This is a genomic window from Chloroflexota bacterium, from assembly GCA_034717495.1.
In the GTDB taxonomy this organism is placed as follows: Bacteria; Chloroflexota; Anaerolineae; order JAAEKA01; family JAAEKA01; genus JAYELL01.
The window spans coordinates 12,667-27,271 of record JAYELL010000013.1; the positions used below are offsets into that span (position 1 = coordinate 12,667).

At 58.4% G+C, this 14,605-nt stretch carries 14 protein-coding genes; all 14 read left to right on the forward strand.

The genetic code is table 11. The features are described 5' to 3' along the window. The 14 genes from U9R25_02930 (at position 1) to iolN (ending at position 14,378) form a co-directional block, all read left to right on the forward strand. Positions 1–1,026: a substrate-binding domain-containing protein gene (locus U9R25_02930; protein MEA3334835.1), complete on the forward strand. Its 1,026-nt coding sequence runs from the start codon at positions 1–3 to the stop codon at positions 1,024–1,026. Positions 1,027–1,152: 126 nt separating this feature from the next. Beyond that, positions 1,153–2,238 carry an ABC transporter permease gene (locus tag U9R25_02935; GenBank protein ID MEA3334836.1) on the forward strand — a complete coding sequence of 362 codons (1,086 nt, stop codon included), beginning with the start codon at positions 1,153–1,155 and terminating at the stop codon, positions 2,236–2,238. Next, positions 2,238–3,089 carry an ATP-binding cassette domain-containing protein gene (locus tag U9R25_02940; protein MEA3334837.1) on the forward strand — a complete coding sequence of 284 codons (852 nt, stop codon included), beginning with the start codon at positions 2,238–2,240 and terminating at the stop codon, positions 3,087–3,089. The genes U9R25_02935 and U9R25_02940 overlap by 1 nt, the downstream gene beginning before the upstream one ends. A gap of 58 nt (positions 3,090–3,147) precedes the next feature. Next, positions 3,148–3,738, forward strand: coding sequence for a hypothetical protein (locus tag U9R25_02945; protein ID MEA3334838.1), 591 nt, complete (start codon positions 3,148–3,150; stop codon positions 3,736–3,738). Between the two features lie 449 nt (positions 3,739–4,187). Next, entirely contained in the window at positions 4,188–5,201 is a 1,014-nt protein-coding gene (locus tag U9R25_02950; protein ID MEA3334839.1) for a LacI family DNA-binding transcriptional regulator, read from the forward strand. Positions 5,202–5,230: 29 nt separating this feature from the next. Continuing rightward, positions 5,231–6,064 (forward strand): sugar phosphate isomerase/epimerase family protein, encoded by an 834-nt coding sequence (locus U9R25_02955; protein MEA3334840.1) that lies wholly within the window; start codon positions 5,231–5,233, stop codon positions 6,062–6,064. Positions 6,065–6,141: 77 nt separating this feature from the next. Further along, the gene (locus U9R25_02960) at positions 6,142–6,267 is read left to right on the forward strand and encodes a hypothetical protein (GenBank protein MEA3334841.1); all 126 of its coding nucleotides are present in this window, start codon (positions 6,142–6,144) and stop codon (positions 6,265–6,267) included. A 16-nt stretch (positions 6,268–6,283) separates the two neighbouring features. Continuing rightward, positions 6,284–7,633, forward strand: a complete 1,350-nt coding sequence (locus U9R25_02965) for an extracellular solute-binding protein (GenBank protein MEA3334842.1) — start codon at positions 6,284–6,286, stop codon at positions 7,631–7,633. 117 nt (positions 7,634–7,750) lie between these two features. Further along, positions 7,751–8,677 carry a sugar ABC transporter permease gene (locus tag U9R25_02970; protein ID MEA3334843.1) on the forward strand — a complete coding sequence of 309 codons (927 nt, stop codon included), beginning with the start codon at positions 7,751–7,753 and terminating at the stop codon, positions 8,675–8,677. Between the two features lie 4 nt (positions 8,678–8,681). Further along, positions 8,682–9,524 (forward strand): carbohydrate ABC transporter permease, encoded by an 843-nt coding sequence (locus U9R25_02975; protein ID MEA3334844.1) that lies wholly within the window; start codon positions 8,682–8,684, stop codon positions 9,522–9,524. Between the two features lie 46 nt (positions 9,525–9,570). Continuing rightward, entirely contained in the window at positions 9,571–10,662 is a 1,092-nt protein-coding gene (locus tag U9R25_02980) for an ABC transporter ATP-binding protein (protein MEA3334845.1), read from the forward strand. Between the two features lie 85 nt (positions 10,663–10,747). Further along, positions 10,748–11,863, forward strand: a complete 1,116-nt coding sequence (locus U9R25_02985) for a uroporphyrinogen decarboxylase family protein (GenBank protein MEA3334846.1) — start codon at positions 10,748–10,750, stop codon at positions 11,861–11,863. 177 nt (positions 11,864–12,040) lie between these two features. Beyond that, positions 12,041–13,219 carry a scyllo-inosose 3-dehydrogenase gene (gene iolM / locus U9R25_02990; GenBank protein ID MEA3334847.1) on the forward strand — a complete coding sequence of 393 codons (1,179 nt, stop codon included), beginning with the start codon at positions 12,041–12,043 and terminating at the stop codon, positions 13,217–13,219. Positions 13,220–13,238: 19 nt separating this feature from the next. Further along, entirely contained in the window at positions 13,239–14,378 is a 1,140-nt protein-coding gene (gene iolN, locus U9R25_02995; GenBank protein MEA3334848.1) for a 3-dehydro-scyllo-inosose hydrolase, read from the forward strand. Positions 14,379–14,605: the final 227 nt, after the last annotated feature.

Consider the following 14,605-nt stretch of genomic DNA (forward strand, 5'->3'; position numbering starts at 1 on the left):
ATGTTGAAGAGATTAGTAGTATTGCTGATGATTGCTACGCTGGTTCTGACCGCGTGTGCGGTGCCGGCTGCTCCTGTACCGGCTCCCGTCGAGCAGGCAGCCGAACCGGCCGAACCTGTTGCCGCCGAGCCTGAGGAACCCCAGGTTACCCAGACTGGGCTGGTGATTGGCCTGGCTGTTCACGACAACCCCGCCGAATCAAGCTTCTGGGGTGTTGTCGAGACAGGTGCCAAGGATGGTGCTGCGGCCATGGGTGTGGAGTTGAAGTCGGGCGGCAGCCTGGATCCCGCCGAACAGGCCCAGTTGATTGAGACTTACATTGCCGACGGCGTGAATGGGATCATCGTCTCGTTGGCCAATCCCGATGCCATGAAGGACTCGGTCAAAAAAGCCACCGATTCCGGGATTCCGGTCATCACCATTAACTCCGGTGTTGACATCTTCAAGGAACTGGGCGCGATTACCCATGTCGGACAGACGGAGTTCGTCGCCGGCATCGGTGCGGGCGAACAGTTCAATGCTGCCGGCTTGACCAAGGCACTCTGTGTTATTCACGAAGAAGGCAACATCGGTCTTGAAGAACGCTGCGACGGCCTCGCCGAAAGCTTCAGCGGAGACGTTGTGCGCTTCAATGTGGCAACCACCGGTGTTCGGGATATCGCCGGTACGCTGGCAAGCATCCAGGATAAGCTGATCGCCGAGTCGGATGTGGATGCGGTGTTGGCGCTCAATCCCAACATTGCCACGGCTGCCCAGGACGCGATCGCCGCTGTTGGCGGTGGACAGATGTTGGCTACCTTCGACCTGAGTCCTGATGTGCTGGACGCCATCGAGGCAGGCAACATGATGTTTGCCGTTGATCAGCAGCAATATCTGCAAGGATACCTGCCTGTCGTGTTCCTGACTCTCTTCAACACCAATGCCAATACGGTGGGCGGCGGCTTGCCCGTACTCACCGGCCCCGGTATTGTCGATGCTTCCAATGCTGCGGCTGTGAAGGATCTCTCCGCTGCCGGCACCCGCTAATCGAAGTTGGTAGCATGAGGTGTTGCGAGATAGGCTCACTATCTCGCAACACCTGTTTCATGTTCTGAACGTATGGTCGCATCTTTCTTTTCAGGATACGACTGGTCGATGGAAGGAGGCGTTTTCATGGCGACAGGGACGACCACCGCCCCCGGATCTGACGAACGTGTAGCTGAGGTCGGTTTTGTCAGATCATTTCTGAGACGACCTGAAGTCGGAGCGCTGATCGGCGCCCTTGTAGTGTGGGTGTTTTTTGCTATCGTGACACCGGAGAATTGGATATCACTTACCGGCGTTGCCCGCATCCTTGACTCTTCCGCAACGCTGGGCATCATGGCAGTCGCCGTAGCGCTACTCATGATCGGAGGTGAGTTCGACCTATCGTCCGGCGTGATGACGGGTACGACGGGCATCATTGCCGGCTTATTGGCAACCAACCTGGACCTCAATATTTGGTCTGCGATGTTTGTTGCCCTTGCCTTCGCCTTGCTGGTCGGCTACCTCAACGGCTTCATGGTCATCAAGACAGGTTTGCCCAGCTTTATCGTAACCCTTGCGACCTTCTTTATCCTGCGGGGCGCCAATGTCGGTGTTACTCGGTTGATCACAAATCAGGTCCGGGTCGCAGGGATCGACGAAGCGGCAGGATTCATGGCCGCCCGAACGCTGCTTAACAACGAATTCACCCTTTTTGGCGTTGAGTTCAGGACAGCTATCCTCTGGTGGGTTTTCATTACGATCCTGGCAAGTTGGGTACTGTTGCGTACCAAGTACGGTAGCTGGATATTTGCTGTCGGCGGTGACGCCGAAGCCGCCCGCAATGTCGGCGTACCCGCCAATGCTGTCAAGATATCCCTGTTCATGACCACGGCGACTGCAGCCTGGCTCGTCGGCATGATGAACGATCTGCGATTGCGCTCAGCCGTCGCCAGCCAGGGTATTGGTCAGGAGTTTGTTTACATCATCGCCGCTGTGATTGGCGGCTGTCTTCTTACCGGCGGATATGGCTCTGCCCTCGGTGCTTCCATCGGGGCCCTCATCTTTGGCATGGTCCGCGTGGGAATCGTCTTTGCTGGTTGGGATACCGACTGGTTCTTTGCTTTCCTAGGAGTCATGCTGCTCGTGGCCGTTCTGGTCAACAACTTCACTCGCGCCCGCGCAGAGGCTGTAACCACCGCTGCCAAGTCGGGCACCGACAAGGAGGAGCAGTGATGGCCGAACCAATCCTCGAAGTTCAACACATCACCAAGATGTTTGGCAGTGTGATCGCGCTGAGCGACGTATCGGCCAAAGTATTTCGCGGTGAGGTCACCTGCCTTCTGGGCGACAACGGTGCTGGAAAATCGACACTGATCAAGATTCTTTCCGGCGTATACCAGCAGACCGATGGTGACTACTTCTTCGAAGGGGAGAAGGTATCGCTCAATTCGCCGCGAGAGGCGCTCAACATGGGCATCGCGACCGTCTATCAGGACCTTTCGCTGATTCCGCTGATGCCTGTCTGGCGCAACTTCTTTCTGGGCTCTGAGCCGGAAAAGGGCTGGGGGCCCTTCCGGCGCTACGATAGCGACTTCGCCAAACGAACCGTGCGTGAGGAGCTTGGCAAGATGGGGATCGATATCCGTGATCCCGAACAGCCGGTAGGAACCATGTCCGGTGGCGAACGCCAGTCGGTGGCCATTGCCCGGGCTGTCTACTTCGGTGCCAAGGTGTTGATCCTGGATGAGCCCACGGCGGCGTTGGGTGTGAAACAGGCTGGCACAGTCCTGCGCTACATTGCCCAGGCTAAGTCCCGCAATTTGGGTGTTATCTTCATCACCCACAACCCTCATCATGCCTATGCTGTCGGCGATCGTTTCATTATTCTGAAGCGCGGCAGGACTCTGGGTAACTGGACAAGGGATGAGATTACCCGTGAGGAGATGATCCGCAGTATGTCTGGCGCCGATGAGTTGGAGGCACTCAGCCACGAGTTGGACCGTATGTCCTATCAGGATGAGGGTCGCGAAGAGGAAGTGGCCGAGGTTGAACACGAAATTGCTGAGTCCTTGGAAGAGAGGTAACGCCTTTTTGTTGCCGGCGGCGAAACACTTGCCTCGGCGGAACTCCGCTGGCGGCGTTATGCTGACGCTGGCCATTCTGCTCCTGGCGGGGGTGGCCTTTTCAGGTTGTCAACAGCAATCGGCTTCGCCATCCGAGCCTTCTCCCAGGATCATCGTCGGGAACTCGGTGGCCAGCGATTTCAACGTCTTGGCTGAGACAACCTGGGCCGAGTTTCTGACTGTGTTTCAGGCGCGGCGCGGCTGCATCGGTGATGTGCGCCTGGAGGCGGCGCACTCTCTGGATAGCCGGGCCGCCTACGATCCGGAGACCGCCACAGTGACTGTACGTGTCCCGGGAACGCCCGCCATGCTCAAAAGCGCTCTGGTTCACGAGTGGGCCCACCACGTGGAGTTCCAGTGCGACGAGCACCGGGGGATGCGTCCAGTATTTCTGGCGGCGCAGGGCCTGGACCCAGACACGCCATGGCGACCTGGTACGGCGCTAACCACGGCTGAGGATCATTTGTGGCAGGAGATGCCTTCCGAGCTGTACGCGGAAGCGGCCATCGTGGCAGTGCTGGGAAGACGCCCGATCCCAACCCTCGCGCGTGTCAAGGCGGCGGCGGTCGATGTAGTTAAAGCCTGGGCAGAGGGGGGGACTCAACCCTGACGGTGAAGGAACAAGGGGCAAAAAGGATTCGATAGATTCGCCGCGGTAGATCTGTTCTGAGCGTAGCCGAAGTGTGACGAAGATGAACGCAGACGTGTCTTGAGCTTGTCGAGGGGCGTAGCTGAAGGGTGGACGCAGATCAATCCAAAAAAAGATCAGCGGCAATCTGCGCCGAAGGTCTGCGTGAATCTGCGGTGAAATCAGAAAAAATACACAACCGCAAGATGAACGCTGATCTACGCTGATCAATCCAAAAAAGATCTGCGATGATCTGCGCCGAAGGTCTGCGAAATCAGCGTTCCTCTGCTCCATCTTGAGAAAAGGGCTGAATGGTCCAGCAAAACTCTTGACAATCCTCCCGACATGTGATATTCTCTACACGAGTAGACTACTCGAGTAGACTACTCGTGTAGATGACAGAATTGACTACACGTTTCTTGCATTTGACCATGAAAGCCAAGCGCATAACCCGCAAAGATGTAGCTGAACGAGCCGGCGTGTCGGTAGCGGTCGTTTCCTATGTGGTCAACGATGGCCCCCGCCCTGTCTCGCCAGAAACTCGAGCCAGAGTAGAAATAGCCATCGACGAGCTGGGCTACTACCCCAATGAACTGGCCCGCAGTCTGCGCTCGCGTCAGACCTCAACTATCGGCCTGCTCATCCCCAGATTGACCAACCCAGTTTATGCAGAGATCGCGGAAAGCTTACAAAGTGTCTGTGCTCAAGAGGGATATCTGGTGCTGGCTGGTGCAAGTGGGCGCAACCAGGTCCAGGAAGAAGAGTTTGTCCGCATGGTTCGCGCCAAACAGGTCGACGGCGTGGTGATGATCCCCAGCCATGCTCCCATGGAACTGATCTGGCACTTGCAACAGGCACACATCCCTGTCGTCATATTGGAACATGATCTGCCAGGAATCCACTGCATTGACATCGATGACCTGAATGGTGGACTCATAGGCACCAACCACCTGCTAGATATGGGACATCGGCGCGTCGGGCTAATCAAGCGAAAACCCTCCAGCGCCAATAGCTCTCAGCGATATGATGGCTATCGGCAGGCTCTGGAGGATGAGGGTATCCCTTTCGACTGCACGCTAGTGGTGGAAAGCGGGGCCGGGTATACCGCAGGCTGCCAGGCGATGGGACAACTACTGGCTTTGCCAGAGCCACCTACCGCGGTTTTTACCCACAACGATGTACTGGCCATCGGTGCTATGCATGCAATCCATAGCGCCGGCCTCTTGATTCCCGAAAACATCTCTGTGGTCGGCTACGACAATACCATCAGCTCAGTCTATTCTTGTCCCCCTCTGACTACTGTGAAATTCCCCAAATCGCAAATGGGCGATCTGGCCGCCCACACCGTGCTGCAATTGGCCCGGCATGAGGAAGAATTGCCGGCTCGCACCATCACACTTCCTGCCGAACTGGTGGTCAGAGAGTCCACTGCACCACCTCCTTGACACTGGAACATAAATGGAGAGACAAAGACATGCTATTGGGCTTTCACGGCGCCACCACAATGACGTCCGACCTGCAGACAGACATACAGGTTTCCGCTTTTGCCGGCTTCAAGGCACTGGAGCTTTGGGCTGCCAAGATCGATCGCTATCTGGAAGACCACCCGATATCAGACTTGAAGGCACTGCTCGATGGCCATGGTGTCGCTCCCATGGCCGTCAATTCCATCGAGTTCATCGCCTTCCGCGGCGCTGAGTATGCTCAAATCCAGCACCGTTGCCGCCAATTGAGCGAGATTGCCCAGGCCATTGGCTGCCCCGCCGTGGTCGTCGTTCCCAGCCCGATCCCCAGCCACGAAACAACGTGGGAGGCGATCGTCGAGGAGTACGTCACCGTGTTGCGCGACCTGGCCGATATCGCCGCACCGTACGGCGTCAAACTAACCTTTGAGTCGCTGGGTTTCGGCTGGTGTACTGTACGCACACCTCGCGGGGCCTGGGAAATCGTCCAGAAGACGGGGCGGGACAACGTCGGCCTGACGGTCGACTGCGCCCATTTCTACGGCGGAGGCGGCCTACTCAGCGAACTCGACGTCCTGGATCCGGCCAGGATCTTCGCCTTCCACCTGGACGACGTCGAGGATGTGGCCAAAGAGGCCATCACCGATGCCCGACGCCTTCTGCCCGGTCAGGGCATCGTGCCACTGGACGATATCTGCGTCCGGTTGAAGAACATCGGCTACGACGGACCCTGCTCCATTGAGCTGTTCCGTCCCGAGTACTGGGAGTGGGACCCCCGGAAACTGGCGGTGAAGGCGCGAGCGGCAGCCATGTCGATCCTCTCGCCCCATTTTCAGGTTGCGTAGAGGTCCCAACAATAAGTTCAGGCGGTCGCGACTCCAGATGGAGTGCAACCGCCCCAGAGGCGGCAGCAGTCAGCAGTATGCCGTCCATCTCGATCGAGCAGCAAGGGAGAATGACAGTGGCGCCCAGGCTGCAGCCTGGCATCCACTGTGCCTGGCGAGTTCCCGTCGAGTTGGCTCGTATCAGCCAGCTCGTATCCGATTAGGCAAAGGAGACTTTTCATGAGAACCCGATTCCCTATCCTGCTTAGCCTGCTGCTAGCCCTTGGCATGGTCCTGGCAGCGTGCGTTGTCCCCGCCGCACCGGTTGCGCCTGCTGAGCCCGCGCCGGCCGAACCGGCTGCCGCCGAGCCCGAGCCAGCGGCACCGGAGGGCGAGAACATTGTCTTTGCCGCTCTCACAGGCGTTGAAATCGAGGGCATCAAGGCGGTCATTCCCGAGTGGGAAGCGCAGACCGGCAACACCGTGGAGGTCGTTGAGCTGCCCTACGCCAGCCTGCAGGAGAAGGTCTTCACCGACGTGCAGGCCGGTGCCGGCAGCTACGACGTGATCTTCATCGACGACCCCTGGTTCCCCTTCCTGGCCGGCAACGGCTACCTGACGCCTCTCTCCGAGTTCGGCTACGAGGTGGACAGCGACTTCGTGCAGCGCTCGCTGGATGTCTCCACCTGGCCGCCGCCCTTCGGCCCGCTCACCCCGGGTACCGATCCTGCGGCTGAAGGCGAGATCTACGCGCTGCCTTCCCTGGGCAACGTCCAGCTATTCTGGTACCGCAACGATATAATCACCGAGGAGCCCGAGACCATCGACGAGCTGATCGCCGTCCTCAACGAGCAAGCTGATCCGGACAACGGTCTGTATGGCTACGTCCACCGAGCCTCCCGGGGCAACCCCGTGGTCACCAACTTCAACGCCTGGAATTGGTCCTTCGGCGGTGACATCTTCGACGACGAGTGGAACGTGGTGGTCAACGGTCCCAAGTCCGTGGCCGCCTTGCAGACCCTCATCGACTTGCTGCCGCTGGCCCCGCTCGGCGCAGCCAACTTCAATGCTGACGAGGTGGGTGCGTCCATGTTAAACGGATCCTCCCTGGCAGCTATCGTCTGGCCGGCCTTCAACGTACAGATCGACGACCCCACCAAGTCGGCCGTGTCGGGCCAGATCGCCGTGATTCCCTTCCCCAAGGGTGAGATACAGACCTCGCAGATCGGCAACTGGCTGCTGGCGATCCCCACGGCCTCCCAGTACAAGGAGGCCGCCTTCGACTTCATCAAGTTCGCCACCGGCGCCGACGTGATGAAGAGCGCCGCGCTGGCCGGTGCTCCGCCGACCCGCAAGAGCGTTTTCGAGGATCCGGAGCTGATGGAGAAGTTCTGGTGGTACCCGGCCCACCAGCAGGCCCTGGCCAACGCCACCTGGCGTCCGCGTACGCCGGAATGGAACCAGGTTGAGGATGTTCTGGGCACCTATCTATCCAAGGCCATCACCGGCGAGATGGATGCCCAGTCAGCACTGGACCAAGCCGCCGAGGAAATCACGGCGGTGATGGAACGCGCCGGCTATTACGAATAACGTCCGAATCACAGCAAGTACGTCCTCGCCGTTTGAGCGAGGACGTACTTGCTCCGGTGGCTGACACTTTTCTGACGGCCAGACATTAGAGAAGCGGCTTGTCCTGGGAAATGATAAATGGCCTCAACCGTGACAGACGTCCCTGAAACAATGCTACCGCCACCGCTACCCTGGTATAGAAAGTTAACCGGCGATTGGTTTCCCTATCTGCTGCTAGCGCCGGCGGTTATCACTCTGGCCTCTTTAACGATCTATCCCTTCATTTACTCCATCTACATCAGTCTGTTTCGATACCGGGGTGGCATGCGGATGGATTTCATCGGGCTGGGCAACTATACGCGCCTGCTGACCGACGCCCAGTTCTGGAATTCGATGCGCGTCGTGATCCTTTTCACGGTTATTGCGGTGGCCCTGGAATTCGTGCTCGGCATGGCGCTGGCGCTCTTTCTGAGCCAGAGCATCAAGCTACGTGGCCTCTGGCGGTCACTGGTTATCGTGCCCATGATGCTCACGCCGGTGGTGGTCGGCGTGATGTGGCGGCTGATGCTTAACCCTGGCATTGGGATTGTCAACTTTTTCCTCGTGACTATCGGCCTGCAGCCGGTGGGATGGCTGAGCACCGGATCCTGGGCCTTTGTATCGATCGTGTTGGTCGACGTGTGGAACTGGACGCCGTTCATGTTCTTGATTCTGTTGGCCGGTCTCGAGTCCCTGCCCGTCGAGCCCTTCGAGGCGGCCCGCATAGACGGCGCCAAACCTGTGCGAATCTTCCTGGATCATACGCTGCCGTTGATGAAGCCCGCCATCCTGGTGGCCTTACTGATCCGCACCATGGATTGCCTGCGCATCTTCGACCAGATATTCATCCTCACCCAGGGCGGACCGGGCAATTCGACCGAGGTTGCCAGCCTCTATCTGTACAAAACGGCATTCAAGTTTTTTGATCAGGGTTACGCAGCGGCCGGCCTATTCGTGCTGATGGTTGCCGTCAACATCATCAGTATATTTTACGTGCGGTCCCTGACGCTGCAAGAGGAGGTTTGACCTGATGAACAGGAGCGCCACGGACTGGCTGAAGAGCGGAATCAAATATATAGTTCTGCTGGTGATCATCTTCTTCGTTTTGTTTCCCATCTACTGGATGGTCGCGACCTCGTTCAAGACCCGCCTGGAGCTCACCAGTTGGCCACCGACGCTGATCCCGCAGAATTTCACCTGGGAAAACTACCAGAAGGCTTTTCTAGGACGACCGTTTCCCAAATACATGCTGAACAGCGCCATCGTGGTGGGGATATCGACGACAGTTGCCCTGGTAATCGGCTCGCTGGCCGGCTACAGCCTGGCCCGCTTTCCCATGACGCCTCGCTTCAAGCAGAATGTCTCCTTCTGGATCCTCTCGACTCGCATGATCCCGCCCATCGTGACCATCATCCCCATCTTCCTGATCTTCAAGAACCTACACCTGCTGAACAGCTACCTGGGCCTGTCCATCGTCTACATCGGCTTTGCTCTGCCCTTCGCCACCTGGATGATGCGGGCGTTCATTCAGGAAGTGCCTGTGGACCTGGAAGAGGCCGCGCTGGTGGATGGGGACACGCGCTTGACGGCCTTCTTTCGCATCGTCTTGCCCCTGGCAGCGCCGGGTCTGGCTGCCACAGCCGTGTTCTCCATCATCGTGCTGTGGAACGAGTTCCTCTTCGCTCTCATCTTGACTACCACCTCCAAGACCATCACGCTGCCCGTGGGCATTGCCGGTCTGGTCTCCCAGTATGAGCTGCTGTGGGGTGAGATGGGTGCAGCCGGCACGGTGGCCATCATCCCGATCCTGATATTCGCCCTGGCAGTGCAGCGTTACCTGGTGCGGGGCTTAACTATGGGAGCTGTCAAATAGGCTGAAGAGCAGCCCAGCCTGACAAGCGGCAATTGCGGAGCGCTTCATGGACCTTCGATATGAACGTGTCACCAAGAAATTCGGTAGCGTCGTGGCTCTCGACGACTTCAACTTGCACATCGAGGACGGCGAGTTCATGGTGATGCTCGGCCCCTCCGGCTGCGGCAAGACGACCGCTCTGCGCTGCCTGGCCGGCCTGGAGAAGCCCACCAGCGGTATCATTCGCATAGGAGAACGGATCGTCAACAACCTGGAGCCGCGGGACCGGGACATCTCGCTGGTCTTCCAAAGTTATGCCCTCTATCCCCACCTGACGGTCGGCGAGAACATCATGTACCCCCTGAGGATCCGCAAGGTTCCCAAAGCGGAGAGGCAGCAGATGGCCCAGGAGGTTGCCGACAGGCTCCAAATTGGCGAGCTGCTGAACCGGCGGCCAAGGGAGCTTTCGGGCGGCCAGCGGCAGCGAGTAGCCCTGGCGCGGGCTATCGTGCGCGATCCGGTCGCCTTCCTGATGGACGAGCCTCTATCCAACCTCGATGCCAAGCTTCGGGTCCACATGCGCGCTGAGCTCAAGCATTTGCAGAAAAGCCTGGGCACGACCACCTTGTACGTCACCCACGATCAGACGGAAGCCATGACCATGGCCGACCGGGTTGCGGTCCTGCGGGATGGCCTGCTCCAGCAGGTGGGCACTATCAACGACATCTACTACCGCCCCGTCAATCTCTTCGTCGCTACCTTCGTTGGCAGCCCGGCCATGAATGTCATCCCGATTCAGTATGATCCGGGCGCCAGACAGTTCGTGATGCCGACCGATTTCGCCTATGAAGCCCGGCCGCTGCTCGATCGTTTCGCCGTGGATGGCGGGCAGGCAGGCCGTTATCTCCTGGGCGTCCGTTCGGAGAACATCTCGATTTCCCTGGAGGAGACCCCGTCCGGCGTCCCCTCCTCGATTTATGCCTTGGAGCCCATGGGCAACGAGGTGCTGGTGGCCGTCGATGTCGGCGAGTTGAGGCTGATTATCAGAGCCGAGCCGATGTTCCAAGCAGCGATTCGGGAGCGCTGCTGGCTGGATTTCGACCAGCGACTCGTGCACCTTTTCGACGAGAAGTCCGAACAGCGCCTGGCGGAAAGCTAAGGCCGGGCGAGGGCGACTTGAAGGCCTGATCGACCCGACCACCCAATGGTATGTCCAGTCATTAATCGCTAGAGGAAACAGGCCCATGAATAGTAAGGAACGAACCCTTGCCACGTTGCGAGGCCAGGAACCGGACCGCGTGCCCATGTACGTAACGGTCGTCTCGGAAGTGGCCGACCTCTTATCGCAGGAAATCGGTATCCCAGTCGATAACCTCGATGCCTATCTGACCAATCGCATCTCCCACGCCGAGATCCTGACCGCCTTGGGAAACGATATCGTCGGCATTGGCTCCACAGCGCCTCCTTCCCATCCGACGATCACCCGCTCGGATGGCTATCGAGTGGACGAGTGGGGCTTCGTCTATCGGCCTGTTCCCCACGCCTACGGCATCTACAATGAGGTCGTCGGTAGACCGCTGCGGGGAATCTCGTCGGCCCGGGAATTGGCCAAGTACCAGGTTCCCAATTCCCACGCGCCCGGGCGCTTTGATATCGCAAGACATCACAGTGAGCGCTTCGGCCATGAATATGCGCTGCTGGGGGTGATCGAGTGTACCGTATTCGAGATGGCGTGGAACCTGGTGGGGCTCGAGCAGTTCCTCACGGACATGGCGTTGGGCAAGGACTACGTGGAACCGCTTCTGGATGAGATCGCCAGTTACAGCATCAGCATCGGCCTGGAATTAATCAAGCTCGACGCCGACATCATGTTGACCGGCGACGATCTGGGTATGGACGTTGGCCCCATGATAGCGCCGCGAATGTGGCGTAAGTATCTCAAACCTCGCCTCCAGCGGGTGTTTGACGCCTACCGGCAGGCCAAGCCAGATATCATCATCGCCTACCACACCTGCGGCAGCGTTCTTCCCTTCATCGACGAGTTGGCAGCGATGGGCATGGACGTCTTGAATCCGATCCAGGTCACAGCCCGGGGCATGGATCCCGCCGCCCTGAAGGCGAAGTATGGACAGCGAATTGCCTTTTGTGGAGGCGTGGATCAGCGTCATGTGCTGCCAGAAGGGACCACTGCCGACGTGGAAGTCGAGGTCAAGAGGCGGATTGTTCAGTTGGGCCAGGGAGGAGGATACATCCTGGCGCCTACCCATGATATCCAGGCAGATACCTCTCTTGAAAACGTGTTGGAAGTGTTCAGCGCTACCAAGAAGTGGGGCGTGTATCCTCTGGAAGAAGGGCAATAGGGCAGATATCCCTCGCTCTTTCGATCCCAGATTCCCACCAATTCTCGCGGGGGTAAGGCCTTGACACGTCCTGGGATATATGTTATACTTTACACAACTGCGCACACGTGTGCGCAACAGGCGACATCCTGAACACCAATCGATCCTGTTTGACCCACCAATGGAGGTTTTTCAACGATGAAAGGTTTAGTACTGGATGCCCAGTGGAAACCCAAGGCAGACTATAAGGTCAGCGATTGGGAAAAGCAGACTGGCAAGGCGATCACCGGAAATAGTGTCTGGTACAATCCCAAGCTCGAGGTTCGGGAATGGCCCGATCCAGAGGTTGGTGTCCACGACGTGCTCCTGGAGATCCAGGCCTGCGGTGTGTGCGGTTCCGACATGCACTTCTACGAGACCGATGATCAGGACTACATCCTCTACCCCGGGTTGACCAAGTTTCCCACCATCCTGGGCCATGAATTTTCAGGCAAGGTGGTCGAGGTCGGAAAAGAGGTCACGACCCTGGTACCAGGTGATTATGTGACCGTCGAGGAGATGATCTGGTGCGGGCGGTGCATCCCCTGTCGCAACGGCTATCCGAACCACTGCACTAACCTGGAGGAACTCGGGTTCACTATTCCGGGTGCTTTCGCCAGGTATCTTGCCGTGGATGAGAAGTTCTGCTGGAACGTAGATGCCATCCTGGAGCGCTATGGAGTTGAACGAGGACTCGAGGTGGCGGCTATGTCAGAGCCCACCTGCGTCTCCTACAACGCCATGTTCGAACGAGCTGAGGGATTCAAGCCGGGACATTTCGTCAGCGTTTTTGGCCTGGGACCGATTGGCCTGGCAGCGCTTGGCCTGGCCGAGGCTGCCGGCGCCGGCATGATCGTTGGCTTTGAGATCTCGCCTCAACGCCGTGAGCTTGCCAGGGCATTGGGAGCCGATCACGTGTATGATCCTCGGGATGTTGTGCCTCACGAGGTTTTGCTGGAGCTAAGCCACGGCGCAGGTTTTGACTTCAACGTGGAGGCCGCAGGTGTGCCAGAGTTGACGGTGCCCGAGATGGAGAAGGCACTGGCAATCAACGGCAAGATCAGCCAGATTGGCCGCGCCGCCCAGCATGTGCCCATGTACCTGGAGACCTTCCAGGTGCGCCGCGCCCAATTCTACGGTGCCCAGGGCCACTCGGGCCATGAAACCTTCCCCAACGTTATTCGCATGGTGGCTTCAGGCCGTCTCGACCTGAGTTCGATAGTTACTTCCCGCTACGGACTGGAGGATGCCGTCGAGGCGATTGCCAAGTCGATCGATCGAGCCGACGGCAAGATCATGGTCAAGCCACAGATGAACGGGCGCAACGGAAACAACTAGACTCACAGGAGACTCTCACATGTCAACAAACGGAAAGATGCCCAAGGGTTGGATGGCTTCCAGCAATCCGACTGTCATCTTCGAAGATAATCGTATCGGCCACATGAAGAAGGATATCTTCGAGGCGAGTGAAGCGCAACTGGATGCCATTTTGGCGGAGTACGGCATGGCGTCCGGCAACGTGCCCCCGGTGGAGTGGAGCAAACCGGGAAGCTACCTTCAGATGATGACCCGGCGCCAGCTCATCGAGGAGCGACGCAAGAACGACATCATTCTGGTGCCCATCGGTTGCACTGAAAACCATGGCCTGCATCTGCCAAGTGCCACCGACACCTTATTCGTCAGCCAGATCATCGAGGGTGTGCGTCGTTACTTTCTTAAGCAGGATATCCCCGTGGCGCTGTCGTTGCCACCGCTTAACTTTGCCTCCCATCCCTACCATCACTACGGCATGCCCGGAACGGCTCCCGTCCGCGAGGATATCTCCCGCGAGATGTTGATCGATGTGATGCTGGGCCTGTGGAACGACGGTTTCCGCAAACAGATCTACCTCAACAACCACGGTCATCTGTGGATGCTGGAAAGCACGGTGCAGCAGTTCCAGAAGCGCTACCAGCTTCCTGGCATCTTCCGCGTCATGGATTGGCACCGGGCTGTGCGCGAATCCTTCTATACGGACGATCGGGGCGGCGACTACGGCAGCAATTTCGTTCATGCCGAAGAAGCCGAGACTTCCCTGGCTCTCTACCTCTTCCCTGAAATGGTGGAGATGGACCTTGCTGTTAACACCAGGGGCAAAGGCTATCTGCCCGAAGGGCACTTCGATACATCGGTGGACCCCTATCACCGGCCCGGTCGCTGGAGCGAGGGTGAAGGCCACTTTGCCATTGAGATCAGCGCCACGCCAGAAGGTGTGGTTGGCAATGCAGCCGATGCCACGGCCGAAAAGGCCAAACGCCCGCTGGCGGCCATCCTGAGCTACCTGACCATCCTCATCGAGGATATTCGGGAAACCTTCCCGCCCGGCACCTTGCCGCCGGTTGAGGAGGTCACCTTGCGCACTGCCGAGGAGATGGAGCCGTACCTGCGAGAACCACAGAGTGAGGGTTGGAAACCGGTTTACGCCCTGCCTCGCATCGGCCAGAGTACTACCTACTAGCGGATGCAAGCGACGTGCTGATCGGGCACGAAACCGGCTGACACCTGCACCTGTCTCCCGGTACGCCGCCCGACTGGGCCGCCTTTCGGCGTGTCGGCGTGCTGGCGTACCTCAGTACCTTTCGAGTCAGATTCTTGCACACTGTGCAAGAAAATTAGCCACGAACCTGACAAGAGATGTACCGCAGCACTGTCCTGCCCACTCCGGGGCACCTAACGGTGAGCGCA